Origin of the sequence: Pseudoalteromonas sp. SS15, from assembly GCF_049257195.1 — a bacterium.
GTDB lineage: Bacteria > Pseudomonadota > Gammaproteobacteria > Enterobacterales > Alteromonadaceae > Pseudoalteromonas.
Genome location: NZ_JBMMUD010000012.1, coordinates 73,869 through 96,312 on the forward strand (window position 1 = coordinate 73,869; position 22,444 = coordinate 96,312).

General features: G+C 42.3%; 16 protein-coding genes. 11 read left to right on the plus strand and 5 right to left on the minus strand.

All coding sequences use genetic code 11. The features are described from left to right. The first annotated feature begins 196 nt into the window (after positions 1–196). Both AAEU28_RS19445 and AAEU28_RS19450 read left to right on the plus strand, forming a co-directional pair. Positions 197–1,576 carry a M28 family peptidase gene (locus AAEU28_RS19445; RefSeq protein WP_421965584.1) on the plus strand — a complete coding sequence of 460 codons (1,380 nt, stop codon included), beginning with the start codon at positions 197–199 and terminating at the stop codon, positions 1,574–1,576. A 200-nt stretch (positions 1,577–1,776) separates the two neighbouring features. After that, a complete protein-coding gene (locus AAEU28_RS19450) occupies positions 1,777–3,906 on the plus strand; it encodes a cation:dicarboxylate symporter family transporter (RefSeq protein WP_421965606.1) in 2,130 nt (709 codons plus the stop codon). Between the two features lie 56 nt (positions 3,907–3,962). Here AAEU28_RS19450 and AAEU28_RS19455 read toward each other — a convergent pair whose 3' ends face one another. Next, positions 3,963–5,249 (minus strand): oligosaccharide flippase family protein, encoded by a 1,287-nt coding sequence (locus AAEU28_RS19455; protein WP_421965585.1) that lies wholly within the window; start codon positions 5,247–5,249, stop codon positions 3,963–3,965. A 78-nt stretch (positions 5,250–5,327) separates the two neighbouring features. Continuing rightward, entirely contained in the window at positions 5,328–5,891 is a 564-nt protein-coding gene (locus AAEU28_RS19460) for a hypothetical protein (protein ID WP_421965586.1), read from the minus strand. Between the two features lie 248 nt (positions 5,892–6,139). Between AAEU28_RS19460 and AAEU28_RS19465 the strand changes: the two genes are divergently transcribed. Together AAEU28_RS19465 and AAEU28_RS19470 are read left to right on the plus strand one after the other, a co-directional pair. Continuing rightward, positions 6,140–6,646: a GNAT family N-acetyltransferase gene (locus tag AAEU28_RS19465; RefSeq protein WP_421965587.1), complete on the plus strand. Its 507-nt coding sequence runs from the start codon at positions 6,140–6,142 to the stop codon at positions 6,644–6,646. Between the two features lie 122 nt (positions 6,647–6,768). Beyond that, entirely contained in the window at positions 6,769–8,349 is a 1,581-nt protein-coding gene (locus AAEU28_RS19470) for an EAL domain-containing protein (protein ID WP_421965588.1), read from the plus strand. A 12-nt stretch (positions 8,350–8,361) separates the two neighbouring features. Here AAEU28_RS19470 and AAEU28_RS19475 read toward each other — a convergent pair whose 3' ends face one another. Then, the gene (locus AAEU28_RS19475; RefSeq protein ID WP_421965589.1) at positions 8,362–8,652 is read right to left on the minus strand and encodes an antibiotic biosynthesis monooxygenase family protein; all 291 of its coding nucleotides are present in this window, start codon (positions 8,650–8,652) and stop codon (positions 8,362–8,364) included. 28 nt (positions 8,653–8,680) lie between these two features. Then, a complete protein-coding gene (locus tag AAEU28_RS19480; protein WP_421965590.1) occupies positions 8,681–9,568 on the minus strand; it encodes an alpha/beta hydrolase in 888 nt (295 codons plus the stop codon). A 185-nt stretch (positions 9,569–9,753) separates the two neighbouring features. Between AAEU28_RS19480 and AAEU28_RS19485 the strand changes: the two genes are divergently transcribed. The 4 genes from AAEU28_RS19485 to AAEU28_RS19500 all read left to right on the plus strand — a co-directional run bounded on the left by AAEU28_RS19485 (position 9,754) and on the right by AAEU28_RS19500 (position 14,620). Continuing rightward, positions 9,754–10,416 carry an ABC transporter ATP-binding protein gene (locus tag AAEU28_RS19485; RefSeq protein WP_421965591.1) on the plus strand — a complete coding sequence of 221 codons (663 nt, stop codon included), beginning with the start codon at positions 9,754–9,756 and terminating at the stop codon, positions 10,414–10,416. Continuing rightward, positions 10,407–12,977: an ABC transporter permease gene (locus tag AAEU28_RS19490; protein WP_421965592.1), complete on the plus strand. Its 2,571-nt coding sequence runs from the start codon at positions 10,407–10,409 to the stop codon at positions 12,975–12,977. Before AAEU28_RS19485 ends, AAEU28_RS19490 begins: the two co-directional genes overlap by 10 nt. A 118-nt stretch (positions 12,978–13,095) precedes the next feature. Continuing rightward, the gene (locus AAEU28_RS19495; protein WP_421965593.1) at positions 13,096–14,139 is read left to right on the plus strand and encodes a PLP-dependent cysteine synthase family protein; all 1,044 of its coding nucleotides are present in this window, start codon (positions 13,096–13,098) and stop codon (positions 14,137–14,139) included. A 25-nt stretch (positions 14,140–14,164) separates the two neighbouring features. Beyond that, a complete protein-coding gene (locus AAEU28_RS19500; RefSeq protein WP_421965594.1) occupies positions 14,165–14,620 on the plus strand; it encodes a GNAT family N-acetyltransferase in 456 nt (151 codons plus the stop codon). A gap of 95 nt (positions 14,621–14,715) precedes the next feature. Here AAEU28_RS19500 and AAEU28_RS19505 read toward each other — a convergent pair whose 3' ends face one another. Beyond that, on the minus strand, positions 14,716–14,910 hold the full coding sequence (locus AAEU28_RS19505; protein WP_421965595.1) for a hypothetical protein: 195 nt from the start codon (positions 14,908–14,910) through the stop codon (positions 14,716–14,718). 275 nt (positions 14,911–15,185) lie between these two features. Here AAEU28_RS19505 and AAEU28_RS19510 point away from each other — a divergent pair, with 275 nt between their 5' ends. The 3 genes from AAEU28_RS19510 to AAEU28_RS19520 all read left to right on the plus strand — a co-directional run bounded on the left by AAEU28_RS19510 (position 15,186) and on the right by AAEU28_RS19520 (position 22,120). Then, a complete protein-coding gene (locus AAEU28_RS19510) occupies positions 15,186–16,580 on the plus strand; it encodes an alkaline phosphatase PhoX (protein WP_421965596.1) in 1,395 nt (464 codons plus the stop codon). 236 nt (positions 16,581–16,816) lie between these two features. Then, positions 16,817–20,149 carry a S41 family peptidase gene (locus AAEU28_RS19515; protein ID WP_421965597.1) on the plus strand — a complete coding sequence of 1,111 codons (3,333 nt, stop codon included), beginning with the start codon at positions 16,817–16,819 and terminating at the stop codon, positions 20,147–20,149. A 414-nt stretch (positions 20,150–20,563) separates the two neighbouring features. Then, positions 20,564–22,120, plus strand: a complete 1,557-nt coding sequence (locus tag AAEU28_RS19520; protein ID WP_138483902.1) for an AbgT family transporter — start codon at positions 20,564–20,566, stop codon at positions 22,118–22,120. Positions 22,121–22,444: the final 324 nt, after the last annotated feature.

Genomic DNA, 22,444 nt, shown 5'->3' on the forward strand with positions numbered 1-22,444 from the left:
CAACTATTGTCGTTAGAATACATATAAAAACATCCTTTATTATTAATTTTAAATGATGCAGACAGTGCATCGATAAAAATGTTTCCATTATGAAAACGTACAAGATGAACTCACCGTATAGCAAGATGACTCCACTTGTGAGACTTGCCATAAAGGCATAACTTAAAGGTTAGAACAATAAAAAAGGCGACAATACATGAAGAGATTCATACCCATTGCACTGTCATCGTTATTCATTCTGGTTGCGACAACAGTCAATGCAAACACGCAAATAGAATACATTGATCAACAAAAACTTCATGACATCAATCAAGCCGTATCGGCGGCGAATATTGAAAAAGACATCAAAAAGCTTGTCAGCTTTGGCACGCGCCATACGCTGTCAGAAACAAAGTCGGATACTCGCGGCATTGGTGCAGCAAGGCGCTGGATAAAGGCGGAGTTTGAAGCAATTTCAAACGCCTGTGGTGGCTGCTTAGAAGTGTATTACCAATCAGAGGTTATCAGCGGCGAAAAACGCATCCCTAACCCAACTGAAGTCGTGAGTGTGATTGCCATACAGCGCGGGCAAACAGATCCCAATCGCTATGTGATGATGTCGGGTGACATAGATTCTCGCATTACAGATGTGATGAATCTCACTGATGATGCACCGGGTGCAAACGATAATGCTTCGGGCTTAGCTGGCACGCTAGAAGCCGCGCGTGTACTGAGTCAATATAAGTTTAATGGCAGCATTGTCTATGCAGCGCTCGCGGGTGAAGAGCAGGGGTTGTTCGGAGGCAAGATCATGGCCAAGCAAGCAAAAGCAGACGGCTGGCGATTAAAAGCGGTATTGAATAACGACATGATCGGCAACATTGAAGGCGTGAATGGGGTGATCAATAACACTACCGCACGCATATTCGCCGAAGGCACTCGACAAACAGAAAGTGAAGACGATATTCGCAATCGCCGTTTTCGTGGAGGCGAAGTTGACTCGCCAAGCCGTAATCTGGCTCGTTACATAGACTGGATGGCTGACCGCTACATTCCAAACCTAGATACCATGGTGGTGTATCGTTTAGATAGATTTCGCCGTGGCGGACATCATCGTCCGTTTAACGATTTAGGTTTCCCTGGGGTGCGCATTATGGAAACCAATGAAAACTACAACCGACAACATCAAGATTTACGCACTGAAAACGGCATTGTCTATGGTGATACCATTGATGGCGTAAACTTCGATTATGCGGCTAAATTAACCGCGCTCAACGCCGTCTCACTTGCTGGTATGGCTTGGGCACCGACGCCACCAGCAAAAGTCAGCATAAAAGGCGCTGTTTCACCCGACACCACGCTTTCATGGCAACTGGCAGATAACAAAGAAAACCCACAGCTAGCAGGCTATAAAATTTATTGGCGACTAACTGATGCACCGCAATGGCAATACAGCAAGTTCGTTGGCAAAGTTAATAGCTATACACTGAAAAACGTAGTGATTGATAACTATTTCTTTGGCGTTGCCAGTGTCAGTAAAGACGGGTTTGAAAGCCCTGTGGTGTTCCCAGGTCATGCGGGTGATTTTGGCGATTAAGCCCACTCATCGCTTAAATACTTTAGCCGAGCCATTGAGTTCGGCTTTTTTATGCTAGATAAACGGTCTATTCATTCTTAAGTCAGTTAAATTTCCTATAATCCCGCTCTTTTCCTAAATTTAAATTACGATTTAAAGAATAATAAGTAGTGAGCGATATTGTGAAAACCTTATGGGCTTTTTTAGGTAACCGAAATTGGATGTTGTGGGCGCTGTTGCTAGGCGTGGCAACTGGGCTTATTTTTGGTGAGCGGGTGGCATTTTTACAACCCATAGGTACTGGGTTTGTTAAGCTCATGCAGATCACGATTTTCCCTTATATTGTGGTCAGCTTAATTGTAGGTTTAGGTAAGTTTAACCCCGAGCAAGTACGCAGCATTTTAGTTAAAGCAGCGACAGTCATGGTGATGCTGTGGGTGTTAGGCTTGGCCGCAATTTGGTGTTTTGCGTTCACACTCCCCCAGCATGATGCGGGCACGTTTTTTTCACCTGCACTGATATCTCCGGCAGGGTCAATCGACTTTGTTGAGCAATATATTCCCGATAATCCATTTGCCTCTTTGGCCGAAGGTAACGTACCAGCCATTGTGATATTTTGTATTGCGCTCGGTATGTCACTGATTGCCAACAAGCGCAAAGGGCAAGTACTCGACTTTTTAGAAGTCGTTGGGCAAGGCTTAACGGTGATCTCTAAAAAGGTAATTGCGATTTTCCCAATTGGTATTTTTGCCATGACAGCCAGTACGGCGGGTACGCTCAGTGTCGAGCAGCTTCATAACTTGCAAGTCTACTGGGTGTTGGTGTTATGTTTGGGCTTGTATTTGATGCTGGTACTCATGCCCATGCTGGTGGCCGCTGCAACCCCCGTTAAATATCGAGATCTTATTTATGTGATGCGCAATGCGTGGATCACAGCGTTCAGTACCGGTAATGTGTTTATTGTTTTACCGGTGATCACCGAAGGCATTAAAGCGCATTTACGTAAAATTGGTCGTGCCGACGAGCAAGCCGACCATATTGCCGAAGTCTTGGTGCCGATTGCTTATACATTTCCAAGCCTCGGTAAACTAACCACCTTAATGTTTGTGATGTTCGCGGCTTGGTTAACGGGCAACCCAGTGAGTCTTACCGATATTCCCAATGTGACCTTATCGGCCATGCTCAGTTATTTTGCCAATGTGCACATTGCCATTCCATTTATGCTTGATACGCTGCGCATTCCAGCCGACAGCTACCAGCTTTATCTATCTATGTCGGTATTGAGTGCCAAAGTTGTCTCGCCAACCACTGTGGTGTATATCTTTGCCTTTGTACTATTGAGTATTTTTTATTGTCGAAAACAGCTGCATTTTAAAAGGTTAAGAGCGGCTTATTATGTTATTTTGCCATCGGCGCTATTGCCTGCTTTTATGCTGGCCAGTTTTATCCTTAACACTCAACTGGCTGCGAGCAGCAAAGCAGCGAATGAAGTTATAGCGAACATGGTGGTGTCAGACAAAGTGCCAGCACATGTGTTAAACCATGTGCCAAAAGCTTATCAAAGCGGTGAATTGTCTTTAACAAATATTGACGTTATTAAGAGACGTAACTTACTGCGTATTGGCTATGTAGTCGATAATGTACCGTTTAGCTATTTCAATCAGAAAAATGAACTTGTAGGCTTTGACATTAGCCTGGCCCATAAATTAGCCAGTGACTTAGATGTTGAAGTCGAATTTATTCCATTCAAAAAGTATCAATTGAGCGAATACCTTAATAAAGGCTATTTCGATATTGCGATGTCGGGCCTCGAGATAAATGTAGCCGACTTAACAAAAGTGCGTTTCAGCCACAAGGTGTTAGAACTGCAATTGGCAATTTTAGCGAAAGACTATGAACTCGCGCGTTTTAAAAGCATTGAGCAAATTAGAAGCTCAGGTGATTTAAACTTTGCGCATATGGAATATGGCCCTTTGTTAAAGCAGGTGAGCCAGCGCACCAGCTCAATTCAGTTTAAACAGCTATCAACTTTGCAAGAATACTTTAAATCATCAGAGCAGTTTGATGGCTTAGTCATTAGTGCTGAAGCTGGGTTTGCATGGAGTATGTTCTACCCTGAATATGGCGTGGTTGTACCTGAAGGCGGCATGCAAAAGTACCCGATTGGTTTTGCCGTTGCAAAACGCAATCTAGACTTATTGAGTTATGTCGATGCTTGGCTGGCTATTCAACAAACCAATGGCAGCATTGATAATGCCTACAATTATTGGATTTTAGGGCAAGGCACCCAGTCAAAAGAAACCCGCTGGTCGGTACTTGATGATGTGATAGAGTCCGACAAGAAAGAGTAGCGAAGCACCAGAAATATTAGAGTGAGAGCGCAGATTAAAACCGCGCTCTCTTTGGTTTAGCTCTCAACGGAACTGAGCAATTTATTATTATCTAAGCGGTGATGCAAAAGAATAGCCAAACTCCATGTCGATAACGAGAGAGCCGTGGCAAGCGCAGCACCAGTTAAACCAAATTTAGGAATAAACAACATATTGGCAATCACATTTATTGCAACTGCAATCATACCAAATTCCACAACTTGCTTACCTTGCCCAGTATATTGCAGCCAAGTTGCAGTGATCGCCGCAACAGCCGTTATCGCATAACTTGGAATTAAAATCAGTAGGGCATTTTTCGCATCAGAATAGTCTGTACCGAACAGTTTCAATAAGTCATCAGAGATAAACCAAAGTAATGAACCGACTACAGTGGTCATGACTAGAGTAATAAACCGTGCTTTACCAAAAAGTTTGCTAGCTAAATCTGGATTATTATCAAGTTGTCTGCCAATGAGTGGCAGAAATAAACTGGCAATTGTAACCTGCGTCACAGGAATGATATGCGCAAGGGTATTGGCTGCAGAAAAATGCCCAACATCGTGCTCATTTGCCAACCATTCAAGCATTAATAAATCAGTTTGATTTAACATTAGCGTTACCAACATAGCTAACATCATAGGAATTGATTGTTTTAGCAATGTTTTGTCAGGAGTGGCGGGCTCAAAAGGCGTGAGAGTAATGATATTCTTTTGAAATAATAACCATATTTGCCATACCACAATGACAATCACGATCATGATCCCCGCAAAAATGACAAGCTCAACACTGATATCAATATAAAAGTACGCTAACGCTAGGACTGCGCATGTTTTTAAAAGAGGGAGAGCAACACGCCATGGTAAATTAGAAAAAGCCAGTAGTTTGGCACTTTGTAGTACTCGGCTTAGTAGGGCGCCTAGCGCAATAATGGGTACTGCCACAATCATTAAAGATAGGGCATGGTGGCCATCAGCATCGAAGTGGATGACATGGAAATAACTTAAAAACCAAATCAATGAGATAATAAAAATTGAAATGATAAACGCACGTTTTATATAGCATGCTAAATACGCTGATACCGCTGAGTTATCTTTATTAGCGATATGCTTAGATAAAATTCGCGGGGCAAGCCTATCTCCACCAAGTAAAACTAATACTGATGCAAGCATAGTGATACTGTATGCGACTTTATAGTCACCATATTGATGTGCTTCTAAGTGCTGACTTAAGGTGACATTGAACCAATAATCAGCTGCATAACCAAAGATGATTGAGAAAACGAGTAGCCAGGTACCTCGGCTTAAATAGTTTTTTTGGTCTTCCACATTCTTACCCTAATTCGCGTTTTTTAATAAATTATCACCAAACTTTGAATAGAATGTGGAAGTAGGCTGCCTGATGTATTATTTAACACTCACACTTTGTATTTTAATGTAAGCCTCACCACCTTTAGCATCAGTCAAATCTGGGACAAAATACAGCGCAGAGACATGCTTTGTAATAATGCCTTTATCGATTGAAGAAGCGGGGGTCCAACTTGGTCGTTGAAAATCATTCAGGGTGACCGTCTGAGTCGTCCAAGCACTGGCTGCAGGTAAAACAGTTTGGTAATGAGCATATGTTTTATCGCCTTCTCCCCCATAGTCTTTTTGCGATAACTTGATGACCATATCTTTATCACTTTGATAGGTCAGAGTAATACTAGCCTGCTCAGGCAACTGCTTGCTTGGGAGGTCGTAAATGAGCTCAACCCAAGAGTTGTTCAGCTTGTCTACTCGAGGAACTCGTTTAAAAGCAATTTCTACACGCTCAGTGGTGACGAGTGAGCCATTCAAAATAGCTTGGCTACCGTGAGGATCGGTTGCATAACGCCATTGCGTTTCATCCAGTTTACTTGAGTCTGTAACTTGGCAGCCAAGTAAAACAACAGAGATTATGGCGCCTAAGCCGAGAGATAATTTATTCATGAGAGTGTCCCTTTATTCTTGATAACGCCAAGATAAAGGTGAGGTGATATAAAAAGCAAAAGAATCCGACAGGCTGAAAAGTGCATATATGAAGGTTTTGAAAGCCATTGCACTGTTATAGCCAGTTAAAAATACTAAATTGGTGCAACACAAAAATAGCAGTGAATTTTTCTCAATAAAATCATAGCGAAAAACATGGTCTAGGAGTTGCTTGTAAGCTGTCGGATAATTTTAAAAGTGACTTTATTATGACAGCGGCATTATGTTACCAAAACACAGCTTCTCTGCATTTTTTACCAGCTCAAATACGCATAGGTGGGCTTGAAGAGCGACAAGTTATCAAACTACTAAAAGAACATATCATTGATATGTATGCAACCTCACCAGAAGAGTGCGTGCATACTCTAAATATTAATGGACTACAAAGTGACACCATTAAATTTTGGAGTGCATGGCGCGGTGATGAAGCCGTAGGATGTGTCGCGATCAAGTATTTATCACCTTATCACTGTGAAATAAAATCAATGCGCACCAGCAACAAAGCAAGAGGTACAGGAGTGGGTCGTCAATTGCTTGAGCATGTTATTAAGTATGCCAAACTCAACGGTGTAAAACGCTTGAGTCTAGAAACCGGCACCATGGATTTCTTTGTGCCTGCTCGCAAATTGTATGGTCAAAATGGTTTTGAACCATGTGGGCCATTTGGTGATTATGAGGTTGACCCGCATTCGTGTTTTATGACTTTGATCCTTTAAGAGAATATCTGTACCTAAATGTAATATATCTGAAATAAATCTGTAGTAATGTCAGTGCCTTCAAAGTTATAGCAAGTTATCAGTAAACTTGCTGAGGTGGCGGCAAAGTCAGGTTGGGTAAAGTGCCGAAATTCAGATATAAATTCAAAGCATTCAGTATTGCGCTGGCAGGGATGCTGATCGTCATCGCAGTACTTTACCCAAGAGAAATTGCCAATAAAAAGCAAGCTTTGCTCACTCAGGTACAATCTGACTTTAATTGGCTATTGCGAGATTTAAACCAACAGCTCGAACAACTTAATCACTTCTTTATAGAGCATGACGACTTAGACGCGGCTTGCACTGAGCAAACCTTATATGAGCTACGCCGTGCACACTTTAAAATCCCAAATATTGCCGAAATGGGCATTGTGAACCCTAATGGTGAATTGATTTGTACCAGTTGGAGCAAGCTAAGTACTCCTATTAAAACCGCGGGGCCAAAACCGGCTCGTTCGGCAGAGTTACGTTTCTTTGGGCCAATTCACACTAGCTTTATTGGCGAGGCTGCACTGGTTATCGCGAAAACTCGCAGCGACGGCTATGAGATAAACGCACTGTTACCGCAATCCATATTAAATCGCCACTTAGATGACTTAGACAGACCTTATAACTACATTGTGATTGCTGACTCAAAGTCAGGTGTGCCGATTTTTAAAGTAGGGGATTACAGCTTGCCCGTAGACAATCAGCTATTTCCTATAAATGAGCCAATTACGCTCGAAAGTAGCTTATTTGATGATGGCCTGTCGCACGTGCTGGTGGCATCTCCACTTGAGAATTTGTCATCCTTGTCGTTGTTGTTAGCCATCAATGAAGATGCGCTTTATAAAAAAGTCTATAAGCCATCTACTATCAGCTTAGTCATTTATGGGGTGACATTTCTACTACTGTTTTTATTAGTTAAAAACTATCAAAAATATTATCAAAGCCGTAAAAGTCAGCTCAAAGATGCCATTGCACAAGGGCAAGTGACTAATTTCTATCAGCTCATTTGGGATACCAGAATCCGTGGTTTTATCGGTGCAGAAACCTTAGTACGCTTAAATGATCCGATTGAGGGCATATTAACCCCCAACTTGTTTTTGGCAGATATTGAAGCCAATAACCTCCTCAAAGAAATGACCTATGAAATCATAAAAACACTGATACAAGACGCCGAAGTGCTCACTCAGCAGCATAAAATTAAAAAGGTGAATATCAATATCACAGGAGAGCATTTAAAAGACGCGCATTTTAAAACTCTTATTTTAGAGTTAAATCAGCTTATTCCTTTATTAGTACTAGAGCTGACCGAAAATGAGCTGCTAGAGTTTGATAATCAGCAAATTATGCAAACCATTCAAGACTTTAAAGCCGAAGGTATTTTATTGGCGATAGATGACTTTGGGACGGGCTATGCGGGCTTACAATATTTAAAGTCGTTACCGTTAGATATTATCAAAATTGATCAAAGTTATGTGGCGGCCATTGGCACTGAATCACAACTTGCGACTATGTTAGATGCCCTAATTGAGCTTGCAAAAACCTTTAAGATAGATGTCGTGGCAGAAGGGGTCGAAACTCAAGCACAAGCCGATTACTTGATCGATAAAGGCGTGTATTTACATCAAGGCTGGAAATACCACAAAGCGTGTTTGCTCAGTGATATTCCCATTCGATAATAGGTTTATAGTTTAGTCAAAGCTATAACGTCTTTTAACCTCAACAACCTCGACGACATAAGATTTATACCATTTATCTCGACCTAACTGCTGAGCAACGGCATGTTGGCTGTCTTGGTGCCAACGTTTTATGTCATCTTCGTTTACCCAGTAAGAAATCGCGACTTCTTGTTCCCCCTCTTGTACTGCTAAAAAGTCTTGGCAGTTGTACTTTTCAAAAGCAAGTTCTCGCATTACTTTGACCATTTTCGAATAGTCAGAATCTTGTTGATTGGCGATGGCTTTAAAAATGACGGCGTACATATTTGCTCCTCTATACTCAATAAACGACTTATAAATGTGTGGTTCTAAAAGCCTGATAGGCAGACAGCGCTTTGGGGACTGACATAACAGGATTCTCGCCATGTCCTGCACCTTGGCTAAAGCTATGCTGCCAAGTGAGGTTGGCAGGCCCTTCTTGCTCAAGTGCGTTCACTAAGCCATTAAATGACCCTGTTATTATGTTGTTCTCTTCTGCCCCTAGGCTTAAATAAAAGAATTTAGGTTTTCCAGCTAATTGTTGAATGTCTTTTCGAAATTGCTCAACTACTACAGAGTCGTCATACCAAGCTGCGGGACTAAAAGCAAAGTAACCGTTAAATAAGTTGGGCTTGGTGACCATAGTATAAATAACAAAACTGCCACCAGCAGAAAAGCCACTTAAAATACGCTCGCCACTGAGAGAATAATGTTTATGCATATAGGGCAGTACTTCGGTCTCTATGAATGACAAAAACAAGTCAGCTTTGCCAAATATCTCAGGGTCATTATCGCTTGCAGGGCGAGGTTCGATATTTACATCGCGACGCGCATAAGGGGGCACTAAATCTCGGTTGCGGGTATTGGTCCAAAACTGATTAGGAATAGACACTAAAATTGCTTCGGGGTAAGTTTTTTGCTCGGCAAACTCGTCCAGTACAGCGTCCCAACGGGCTAGATTAAAGTTGCCGTCAGAGCGAATAATGAGGGGATATTGTTTATCAGCAGAATAATTTTCGGGCAGGCGGATAAATATTTTTCGAGACTCATTGAGCACCTGAGACTCAATCACGCGGTCTTCAAAGTCAGACATATAGTATTTGTTATATTGATAGGCCTTAAAACCTGAAAACCCTACCGCAGCGAGTAAAGCACTGCCTAACAGCCAATATTTTTTATTTGATTTTATTTTTTTTAACATACTTTAAACGCCCAAGTCCTTGTTTCTGATTGGGTAACTTAATTTAAAACAGCGAACATGAAAAGTAGTCTGTGCAATCTTGCAAATTAAAATTGTAAGCAAAGGTGTGAAAAAGTTTCTTCACATTCCTTTCACAGCCAATCATCAATACTAAGCCCAGACATAAAAAATAAACGGAGTTCACCGTGGGCATCGCAATCAACTTAACGAACCTGACACACCATATTCCTGTTAATAAGGACTTAAACTTAGCATTACTTGAAGACGCATCATTGCAAATTAAAGCAGCTGAACAAGTTGCCATAGTGGGCGCATCCGGTAGTGGTAAAACGACTTTGTTGAGCATTTTGGCAGGTCTTGAGCCGCTGCAAAGTGGTGAACTGTCTTTTATAAAACAGCAGGTAGCGCTTAGCTCAGGCGATATCAATCAGCATAGTGGTTTTGTGTTCCAACAATTCCATTTAATTCCTGAGTTAGATGCATTGAATAATGTGGCACTGCCTTTGAAATTAAAAGGCGATAAACAGGCATTTGAAAAAGCGCGCAATTGGTTGTCTAAAGTCGGTCTTGCTGAGCGTGCAGACTTCTCGGTCAGTAAGCTCAGTGGCGGGGAGCAGCAGCGTGTAGCTATCGCACGGGCCTTTGTCTCAGAGCCTGCACTTATTTTTGCTGATGAGCCAACGGGTAATCTTGATGAGCAAACCGCTGAGCATATCAGCCAATTGATGTTGCAATGCTGTCGCGAGACTAACGCAACCTTAGTGTTAATTACCCATAACCAAGCTTTAGCTGAACAGCTCGATACAGTTTATAAACTAGAACATGGGAGGTTGCAGCTATGCTCGTAAATGCACTTTCAAATCTTATAGATAAACGCGCGCCAGAGTCAGGCAATCGCTACTCTATTAAGTCGTTATGGGCGCTCTCTTGGCAATTTCATTGGCAGCAAACTCGCTCACGCGTCAATTTAGTTCAGCTACTCACGCTGTTCATCTTATTCTTCTATTTGAGTTTCACAACATTGCTTGGCAATGGTGTACAAGGGTATTTAAAACAAAACTTGCAGCAACTGCTGGGTGCAGACTCGGTAGTACAAACCTTTCAAGCTTTAAATCAAGAACAGCGTTCGGCGTTTATTCAACATAGCCATGAGCTTAGCGAAACCCAAACCTTTAATGTCACGCTGACTCATCAAGTCGCAGATAAACATTTGGCCCAATTAGTGAGATTAAAAGCCGTTGACGATAATTATCCAGTACTTGGCACGCTTGGTGTGAGTGAGGAACAAGGATTAACTACAACAGAGTATACAAAAGGACCAAGCCAAGATGAGATTTGGTTAGAGTCACGCTTAGCCGCAGCTTTGTCACTTAAGATCAATGATGAAATTAAAATCGCTGGGCAAACCTTGAGATTCACTCATTATTTAATCTCAGAGCCTGACAGATTAAGTGAGGGGCATAACAGTGATATGCGTGCCATGGTGCACTTAGCCTCCCTTGCAAAGCTAATAGAAGGCAATACACTTGAAGCCAAATCATATCGATACTTAATGGCACATGATGAAACACAATTACAAAGCCTAGTTTCAGCAAGTGATGACATTGATGGCGCGGCACTCATCAGTCAAACCTTGGGTAATCATCCTTTAGCTAAAAGCTGGCAGCGAGTCGAAAAGTTTATGGGGTTAGTGTCTGTGTTATTGGTCATTTTGGCGAGTATCATTTTGGCATTGAGCAATCAAAACGTCATTAAACCATTACAAACCTTCAGCGCTATTTGCATGGCGAATGGTTTAGCAAAACAGGCCAGTAAATGGTTGGTTATTTTTGGGTGTTTATTTACGACTGCAATTACCCTAGTTCCAAGTGTTTTATTGGCAACAGCGACCACTTATGTTGCGGTGCAATGGCTAGAAAATTACCACATTGTGATTGCGCTTGATTGGCAGTGGACGGTGCTGTTAGAGGTGATAGTCATTGCACTCAGTCTTTATATTGCACTCACTCTGCCTGCTTGGTATTCGGTACTCACTTCACCGGTTAAGCGTTTACTTATGAGCTATCAAGCGCCAGAGCGTAAGCAATGGCTCACGATTATGATGCCTGTCGTCGCTATTATTGCACTTATTGTATGGTACTCAGACAATTGGACTTTAACCGTCATGGTCGTCGGCACACTGGCGGCTTGCCTATTCGGTTTAGTTTTGTTGACTTGGTGTGTACTTGGCTTGGGTAAGTGGGGGCTATCAAAGCGCGCTCAGCTATTTGGTTTTGCACTTTACCTTATGCAGCAACGCATTTATGTAAAAGGCGCGCAGATCATTGCCTTAGGTTTGAGTCTGACCTTACTGTTATTATCACTGCGGATCACGCAAGATGTTACCAATATACTCGAGCAACTTACCTATAAAGACCAAGGTAATGTGGTGATAAGCCAGGTAACTAAAACTGAGCAGCAAGTATTAGAAAAGTTTTTAACCCAATACCAAGGGCAAATTAACCATATTGCACCTTTTCAATACGCGCAGCTAACGCATATCAATCAAGTAAAGCTTAACGAGACCGGGCTGCAACCCAGTGAGTCATCAGCGCGTTTAGAGCGACCAATTCGTCTGCACTGGCAAGCGCAAGTGCCAAGCAACAATGAAGTTGTATTAGGCAGCTGGCAAAGTGACCAAGTTCTTAAAGCAAATCAGTGGCCGGTTTCTATCGAAAGTGAAGTGTTTGAAGACATGCAATTTAAATTGGGTGATGTATTGCAAATGCGCATGGGTGAGCAGTCGGTGGAGTTACTTGTTGCTGCTAAACACGACTTTGTTTCGGGCGGCAGTAATACGACGTTTTGGTTTGTGAGACATAGCAATGATGCGGTTGAAGACGTTGAGACATTTTATATGGGCGATGCACAACTGAGTGATGAAGCGCTGGCAAACCTTGGTCAAGTTTGGCAAGCACATCCAAGTATGCGCATGATGTCGGTGGATACTATGCTGGCTGATATACGTTTTTACATGAACTTTTTAATCATGATAGTGGTGATTTACAGTGTGTTTATTGCACTTCTTACAAACTTACTTTTAGCGGCGGCAATTTCGGTGCATCAAAAACAAGATAAAGCCCGTAATGGTTTATTGACTGTATTTGGTATAGATAAAACAAAGCAAAAGTTACTGATATTTTATGAGTGGGCAATTATTACTTTGTTGCCAGCACTGGTTGCCACCTTGTGTGTTTACTTATCGATTGCTAGTTTTTACAAATATGAGTTGGCCATGCCTTATCAAGCAAACTTTTTTGCCGTGTTAACGCAAGCTCTAGTGATGGCAACAATGATAGCAATCACAGGTATTGTCATGTCCCTCAGGCAGTTAAAGTCACCAACTCGGGGGCTACTCGAAGAGCAGTAATATTTTGTTAAGCTTTTTCTAAGAGTGGTGCTTGGCTAAAGCACCACTCTTGTGTGATAGTGCGTTCCGAAACAGTGAACGCAAGTAATAAAAGTTGATGAGCTAAAGGTAAAATCGTATGCACAGACCTTGGGTTAATTGGGCAATTAAAACCATTGAAGCAGATTACACGCGCTCTGCAGATACACATTTAATTCGTTTAGATCTTAAGTCTCACCCTGACGTGCTTTTGTATTTAAAAGATGAAAGTACACACCCAACCGGCTCTTTAAAACACCGCCTTGCTCGCTCACTATTTTTATATGCCTTATGTAACGGCCATATTACAGAAAATACTCCCATCATAGAGTCTTCATCAGGCAGCACAGCTGTCTCGGAAGCCTATTTTGCAAAGTTACTCGGTCTTGATTTTATTGCTGTAGTGCCAAAGTCTACGGCACATGAAAAAATCAAACAGATTGAATTTTATGGTGGCCGCTGTCATTTGGTTGAACAAACAGATCAAATTTACAGCGAGTCGCAGCGTTTAGCCGATGAGTTAAACGGTCATTATATGGACCAATTTACTTATGCTGAGCGTGCGACTGATTGGCGCGGTAATAATAACATTGCAGAAAGTATCTTTAAGCAAATGCAAGATGAGCCTCATCCTATACCAAGTTGGATAGTCATGAGCCCAGGTACTGGAGGCACTTCAGCGACGCTTGGGCGTTATTTACGTTTTCAAAAATACGATACAAATTTATTGGTTGTAGACCCCGAGCACTCAGTATTTTTCGACTATTTTCAAACCCGTGACAACAGCATCACGCTCAGTCGAGGCAGTCGAATTGAAGGCATTGGCAGACCGCGCGTTGAACCTTCTTTTATTGCTGGAGTCGTAGATGAGATGCAAAAAGTACCCGATGCCGCCAGTATTGCCACCATGCATTGGCTTAGTAAAAAACTAGGTAAGCGTGTAGGACCTTCCTCAGGGACCAATATGTTTGGCGTCTTGAATAAGGTCTTGGAGATGCAACAGCAGGGGCAGTCAGGTGCAATCGTGACGCTTTTATGCGATAGCGGCGAAAGATATTTAAATACTTACCATGATGATCAGTGGGTTGATGAGAACATTGGCGATTACAGCCAATTTGATAAATTTTTGGCTCAATTTAACTAAGAATTAAAAAGTAAGAAGTAAGCAGATGCATTTAAGAATCGCAACTCAGGACGATATAAACGATTTATTACACCTAGAGCAAGCCGTCGTTGAGGCTGAAAGACCTTACAACAGTCATATTAAAGCGAACAACGCGACATATTATGATTTACCTGCGTTGATAAGTGAAACAAACAGCCAAGTACTCGTACTTGAAGAAAAAGATCAGATCATCGCGACGGGCTATATTCAGATCAGAACAAGTAAGCAATCTCTGTCTCATGAACAACATGGCTACCTTGGCTTTATGTATGTTGCACCAGACTTTCGTGGTCGAGGCTTAAATAGACTGGTCATGGATGCGTTAATGGGGTGGGGGCGAGCACATGGTGTAAACATATTTTACTTAGATGTGTACGCCGAAAATCAAGCAGCCATCAATGCTTATCAAAAGCTAGGCTTTACCCCTTCATTGGTCGAGATGAAACTTGAATGCGCATAACAAATTAGGGCGTGTATATTATTGATAACTTTGAGCAACTAAAGCTCAGGTTAAGTAATTTTAGTACGCCCTAACCCATTTAGACTTTTACTTATTTAAAAGCTTGTCAGGCCAAAAAATGAAAATGACAAAGTAGCTACCGATCCAATCGCCAACATAGTGTATTCAGTCACCTTCTGTTGGTAGCGATTTTCATCACCTTTAGGTTCTAAAATAATCATCAAAATACCAGTAATGAAAAAAGCAAAAGAGTAGATAACGAGGATCGTTAAAAGCGTATCAGTAAACATGATGACCTCAATAAATTAAGCACGAATAATAAAGCGTTGTTTCATTGTGGAGCACAGTGAACACAGCACAGACCACGCAATTTTATCTCAATGTTCCTACCTCATCTATAAAATCTAACCTGACGATATCAAAATAAAATTCGATTATTTTCATATGCTTTGCATATAACGCCTATATTTAAGAGGTAAAAACAATGTTGATAACAAAGTGGTTTTGTTACATTATCACAATGTGCGTTAGAGTAATTGTACGAATTTAAATTTGGGGGGAAGGAATGGTCTCACGTAGACAATTTACATTCAGTGCTGCGGCACTGGCTTTTTCTGGGTTAACCGTCAACATGATGGGCTGTCGCAGCAAAGATGGCAATTCTGATGCCTTGGCTGACATGCCGCTGTCACCTGGGTATGGCGACTTAGTGTCCGACAAAAATAACATCTTAGACTTGCCGCCAGGGTTTAGCTATCGAGTGATCTCACAACTCGGCGATAAAATGGATGATGGCATGCCAGTACCAGACAATGCAGATGGTATGGGGTGTATCAAATTAGATGAAGACCGTGTTGCTTTGGTGCGAAATCATGAGCTGGCTCAAAAGCACATAAAAAAGTCAGCTGTGCCATGGCAATCTTTCCAATCGAATAAAAGTTACGACAATTTAAAGTCTGGTACAGCTTTACCGGGCGGCACTTCAACACTGGTTTACAACCTAAAAACGCAAGCATTAGAAAAACAATACATGAGCCTGATCGGCACTATCAGAAATTGTGCGGGCGGTACAACCCCTTGGGGCACTTGGCTAACGTGTGAAGAGTCAGTCGATCGCCCCGATGGCAATATTTCGAAAGATCATGGTTATATTTTTGAAGTACCCGCAGAGGCCAATGGGTTGGTAGAGCCCAAACCATTAGTCGCTATGGGTCGTTTCAACCATGAAGCGGCGGCTGTCGACCCAAGAACCGGCATTATTTATCTGACAGAAGACAGGGGAGATAGTCTACTTTATCGCTTTATTCCAAAAGTAAAAGGCCAGTTAAGTGAAGGGGGAACATTACAAGCCCTTGTCGTTAAGCAAAAGCCACAGTTTGATACTCGAAACTGGGCTGAAAACAGCATGGCATTGGGTGATTGGTTAGAAGTTGAATGGATCACGCTCTCAAATCCTGAAAGTCCTAATGATGATTTACGTGAGCAAGGTTATGAAGCGGGCGCAGCGCTGTTTGCGCGCGGTGAAGGCATTCATTTTGGCAGCAATGAATTGTATTTCTGCTGTACTAACGGGGGGCAAAAACAATTTGGTCAAGTAATGCGATACCAGCCATCAGCCTTTGAGGGCACAGCGCAAGAATCTCAGCACCCAGGTTTATTACAGCTATTTGTTGAGAGTACTGATGGTAGCCAGTATAACTTTGGTGACAACTTAACGGTGACACCCCAAGGCCATCTATTAGTATGTGAAGACCAATACACCGATGTAACCCGAAACTTTTTAAGAGGGGTGACGCCAAAAGGCGCAGTGTATCCGTTTGCAAAACTTCACATTCAAACAGAGCCTGCAGGCGCGTGCTTTTCTCATGACGGGAAAACGCTATTTGTAAATCTTTACTCCCCAACCAAAACCCTCGCTATTACAGGTCCCTGGGAGCAGTTTTCAACACAGAAAGCCTAACTACTTCTAAGACTGAAATCATAGAATATTAAGTGGGCTCAGGTCTTAAGGAAGCAATTTATTACAATTGCTTCCTTTCAATTCTAATTTTGTGCCTGTTTATAATTTGGCATTTGATACCGCTTGTTCCTGGTATGGGTTTTTGTGTTAGCATCAATATGTAGCTAACTGTCTAAAAATTATCATTTTTTACTCTGTTAGGTAACAAGCAATAAGGAAAATAGAGAAATATAACAATGAAGAATATTATTTCAGCCGTTGCACTGGGTGTGATCAGTGCTTTTTCAGCCAATGCGGCAGATGAAACTCGACTTTTAAGACAACCGACGCTTAGCGACTCTCATATCGGGTTTGTTTATGGTGGAGATGTCTGGGTGTCAGACCTCAAAGGTGAAAACCTTAAGCGAATTACCAGTACGCAAGCAGTTGAGACTGAACCACATTTATCACCTGATGGTGAGACTATTGCATTTAGCTCTAATCGAAACGGTCAGCAATCTGTCTATATTGTGCCTGTTGCGGGGGGAGAGCCAAAACGCCTCACTTGGCATGCAAACAACGCGTATGTAAGAGGCTGGACGCCCGATGGCAAAAAGGTGTTATTTGCTTCTTCTCGTGGTACCGCACCAAAGCGTTATGAACGTTTATGGACCGTGTCTGTCGATGGCGGAGCTCCAGAGCTTGTCACGCATCAATGGGGCTTTAATGGCGCATTTTCTAAAGACGGAGACAAACTCATTATTGACCGTATGAGTCGCTGGGATAGCGAGTGGCGTAACTACAAAGGCGGTCAGAATACCCCACTTGTGCTACTTGACTTAGAAACACAAGAAGAAACACAACTACCTCACTTCGAGACGTCAACAGATATTGAGCCGGTATGGCTTAAAGGCAAAGTGTATTATTTGTCAGATAGAGATTGGGTATCGAATATTTGGGAATATGACCCAAAAAGCAATAAGACCAAACAAATCACCCAATTTAAAGGTGGTGACATTAAGCAACTCGCCAGCAATGGTAAGCAATTAGCGTTTGAAAAAGACGGCTATTTGTATACTTATAATGTAAAACGTAAACGTGCTAAAAAGCTCGACATTAGCATTCAAGCCGACTTCCCATGGGCAGAAACTAAGTGGCAAAACGTTGCTAGCAGCGCTAAAAATGCCTCTTTATCGCCTTCAGGCAAACGCGCGTTATTCGAATCGCGTGGTGAAATATTCACAGTGCCTGTCGAACATGGCTCAACGCGTAATTTAACCAAAGATCATAGCTCAGCCGATAGAGCGCCTATCTGGTCACCAAAAGGCGATAAAATTGCTTGGTTCTCTGATGAAGGTGAGCAAGGTTATAAATTAGTGTTACAAAACCAAGATGGTATGGGTGATCGTAAAATCATTTCGATTGGTGAGTCTAAAATGGCCTGGGAACCACAATGGTCACCAGATGGTAAGTACATTGCCTTTGTTGATGACGATGTGCGTTACCGTTTAGTTGATTTAGAATCAGAAACCATTAAGACAATTGATGTTGGTGGTAACAATTTAGAACGTGGCCGCACAGGTTTAACTTGGGCACCCGACTCAAAATGGCTAGCGTATGCCAAGCAAGCAGATAATGGCTTTAAACAAATCAAAATTTGGTCGTTAGAAGAAGGGCAAAGCCGTGCCATTACAAATCGCATGGCTAACTCAGTTTCACCTGCATGGGATCAAAGTGGTAAACACTTATTCTTCTTAGCCAGCACAGATTATGGCCTAGACAGTGGTTGGGCAAATACCAGCTCAATGTCGGCAGATCATGAGTATGCGCCTTACATTATCAATCTTGCCAAAGATCTAGATTCACCTTTTGCACTGCGTAGCGATGAAGAAAAGGTGAAAAAAGAAGCTAAGCCTGACGAAGGTAAAGCAGATGCAGATAAGAAGGCAGATAAGAAGGCAGATAAAGCGGAAAAAGCTGAATCTTCAGATAAGCCAAAAGATGCGGCTGAGAAAAAAGAAGGCAAAGACAAAAAGAAAGATGGCGTCGCTGTTAGCATAGATTTTGATAACATTGAACGTCGTATCATGCCACTACCTATGCCTGAAGGCCTTTACAGCGGTGTGATACATGGTCCAAAAGGCAGTGTGTTTTTTGCTAAACGTGCCGACAAAGGTTGGTCGTTCTCACTGCATAAATACAGCGTTAAGAAACGTGAAGCAAAGCCATATGTAAGCGGTATCAGCGATGTGAACATTTCTGCTGATACCAAAAAGCTCATAGTTAAAAAAGGTCGCAGTTGGCATGTGGTCGATGCAACTAAACCATCTGTAAAGTTAGGTAAGCCACTTAAAGTTGATTTAGAAACGCGTCTAGACCGTCAAGCAGAATGGCGTCAGATGTTTGTTGAAGCATGGCGTTATCAGCGTGATTACTTCTACGACCCTGATATGCATGGTCGTGATTGGGATGAAGTGTTTTCGCGTTATGAGCCTTTGGTTGAGCATGTTAAACACCGCTCGGACTTAAATTACTTACTTGATATGGTTAACGGTGAGCTGTCTGTTGGTCACAGCTTTGTATTCGGTGGTGATATGCCAGATGTTGAAAAACGTCGAGCGGGCCTATTGGGTGCAGACTTAGTTCAAGATAACGGTTATTGGAAAATCGACCGAATTTATACCTCAGAAAGCTGGAACCCTAAACTAAAAGGTCCACTAGATCAGCCAAATCTAAAAGTGGCAGAGCAGCAATATATCGTTTCGATTAATGGCCAGCCGCTTACAGCAAACGATAATCCTTATGCGTTATTAGATGGCACTGCGGGTAAACAAACAACCTTGAAAGTAAACGACAAGCCAGACTATGAAGGGGCGCATCAAGTGATTGTTGAGCCGATTTCAAGTGAGTATGGCCTTCGTCAGCGTGCTTGGGTTGAAGACAACCGTCGCTTAGTTGATAAGTTGTCAGACGGCAAACTTGCTTATGTGTGGGTACCAAATACTTCAACACCTGGTTTTACGTCATTTAACCGTTACTTCTTTGCGCAACAGGACAAAATGGGGGCGGTGATCGATGAGCGCTTTAATGGCGGTGGTTTATTAGATGACTACATGGTTGATTTAATGAACCGCAAGCTGCGTGCTGCGATAACCAATGAAGTACCAAACGGCAAACCTATGCTATTACCTGCGGGTATAAAGGGGCCAAAAGCTCTGCTTATCAATGAACTAGCCGGCTCGGGTGGTGACTACTTCCCATGGGCGTTTAGACAGCAAAAAGTGGGCAAGCTGATTGGTGCAACTACCTGGGGTGGCGTAGTGAAGTCATCGGTGCATTATCCGCTTGTTGATGGTGGCGCACTGACAGCACCAGACAATGCTGTGTTTGACCCTATCAACAATGAGTGGGTAGGTGAAAATAAAGGGATCGCGCCAGATATTAAGGTGTATCAAGATGCACGTTCGCTTTCGCAAGGTAAAGACCCTCAGCTAGAGCGCGCAGTATCAGAGCTAATGAAAGAGCTTGAAGGCAAGTCGCCACTTAATATTAAGCCGCCTAAGTACTCAACCCCAGCGGTAAAACCATAAATCTAACTTTACGTAAATCGTAAATTAAAGCGGCTACTTCGCAGGAAATAGCCGCTTTTCTTTGCAAAGTTGTAAGTCAATTTACAAGTAAATGAACTGTTAATACCAATCCTCAATAATACTCAATCATTTTGAGGGACTAAAACTGACGCTAACTTTGTTAAAAATTCCTTATTTAGAACAACTAAATAGCAAAATTTTTGCCTCGTTACCGACAAGTTTTTCTTGCCTCAAAATAGATCGCTTAATTAAGAGGATTGGTATAATTGTTACATTATCTCGCTTTTATGTGGTTTTATCTTGTTTGTTTCTGATTTGTGACAAAATCATTAAACTATTTACGCTATTAGTGCTCTAAGTGGGTTAATGCTGAACAAAGAGCATAATTAAAATAACAAAATAGGAAGTAAAAAAGTGTCGACAAGTGAAGTAGCTCAGCCGAGCAGCGGTGGTGTCATCGCATTTATAGAAAAGGCAGGTAAAAAAATACCCGATCCCATCATTATTTTTATGTGGTTCTTGGTATTCGTATTTGCCTTAACCGCATTAATAGGCGGCTTAACGTTCGAAACGCAAAGCGCCGATGGCAGCGCCATAACCCATACCATCAAAAACATGACAGAAGCCGAACATGTCCGTTGGGTATTTGATAATGCCCTGCTGAATAACTGGCTCGGTTTTGGTGGCGGCGTATTAGGGGTTATCTTAATCGTGATGCTAGGTGTAGGGGTGGCTGAAAGCTCTGGCTTATTCAATGCCCTTATCAAGAAAATTGGTACACGTTTAAACGAGAAGTTCTTAGCGCCAGCGCTTATCTTTTTAGGGATCATGAGCTCAATCGCAACCGATGCGGGCTACCTTATTCTTATTCCTTTGGCAGGTCTCTTATATGCCGGCCTTGGTAAAAACCCAATGATAGGTATGGCTGCTGCATTTGCCGGTGTATCAGCGGGGTTCAGTGCCAACTTAATCCCAGCAACGCCAGTGGATGTGATTATTGGTTTGAATGCACAAATTTTTGCTGAGTCTCAAGGCATTCCATTTCAAGCGGCAGATGGCAGTGCGCTTACGCCAGCAACCATGCATTACTACTTTATTTTTGTCTCGACTTTCATGCTGGTGGGTTTAGGCGCTTGGGTAACCAAGAAGTTCATCGAACCTAAGTTTAAAGACATGCCTTATGACTTACCTGAGGGTATGGACTTGTCTGATTTCTCAGTGACCGAAGACGAGAAGAAAGGTCTTCGTGCTGCATTTTGGGGCCTGCTTGCTTCAATTGGCGTGGTGGTTTTATTGGCGCTAGGGCCGCTAGCTCCATACGAAAATGACGCGGGCAAAACCGTGACGCCTTACCTAAATAATGTGATCTTGTTGATCACCTTTATTTTTACCTCAGTAGGTGCTGCTTTTGGTGTCGCAACCGGTAAATTCAAAAGCCTGATGGACGTGGTAAAAGCCATGGTCGCGCAAATGAATACCATGGGCTACATCTTAGTCCTTACCTTCTTCTGTTATAACTTCTTAGGTATTTTAGGTTACTCAGGCTTAGGTACATACATCACTTATTTAGGTGCAAGCGGTTTATCTGCGATGGGGCTACAAGATTCTCCAATTATGTTGATTATCGGCTTTGTATTAACCACAGCACTGATTAACTTATTCGTTGGTGGTCTTACGTCAAAGTGGATGCTATTGGGTCCAATATTCGTACCTATGCTGTATGCAGTAAACCCAGCCATGACGCCAGAACTTGTCGCCGCAGCGTATCGAGTTGCAGACTCATCAACAAATATCATCACTCCGATGATGACATATGCGGGTGTTATTTTAGCGTTTATGCGTAAGTACAATAAAAACCTGAGTTTCGGTGATGTGATCACCATGATGATCCCATACTCACTGACCTTCTTAGTATTCTGGACTGGCTTATTAATCGCGTTCTTCGCGTTCAACATCCCGTTTGGGTTCTAAGTGCAAAATACACGTTGCGCAGCAAGGTTACTTTTGCGCAACGTGAAATAAGCAAGTTTAACCGCTGTTACGTGTAACTTAATTGGTAGCGGCGGTTTTAAACCGTGCTCTATTGTCGTGAAGGCCGTGCTTTAGCGCGACACAACTTAGTCATCCAGTTTATCTATTTTGCGCTATGTAAAATCACACCTACAAAGCTGTAATATACTCAATCTCAACCTGTAGGCGTGGCTTTATGCCGCGCTTAACAAAAACATACCCGATCCCTGTCACCCTGAATTTATTTCAGGTTCCATGTTTTGTGGTTACGAGCCAAACACCAAT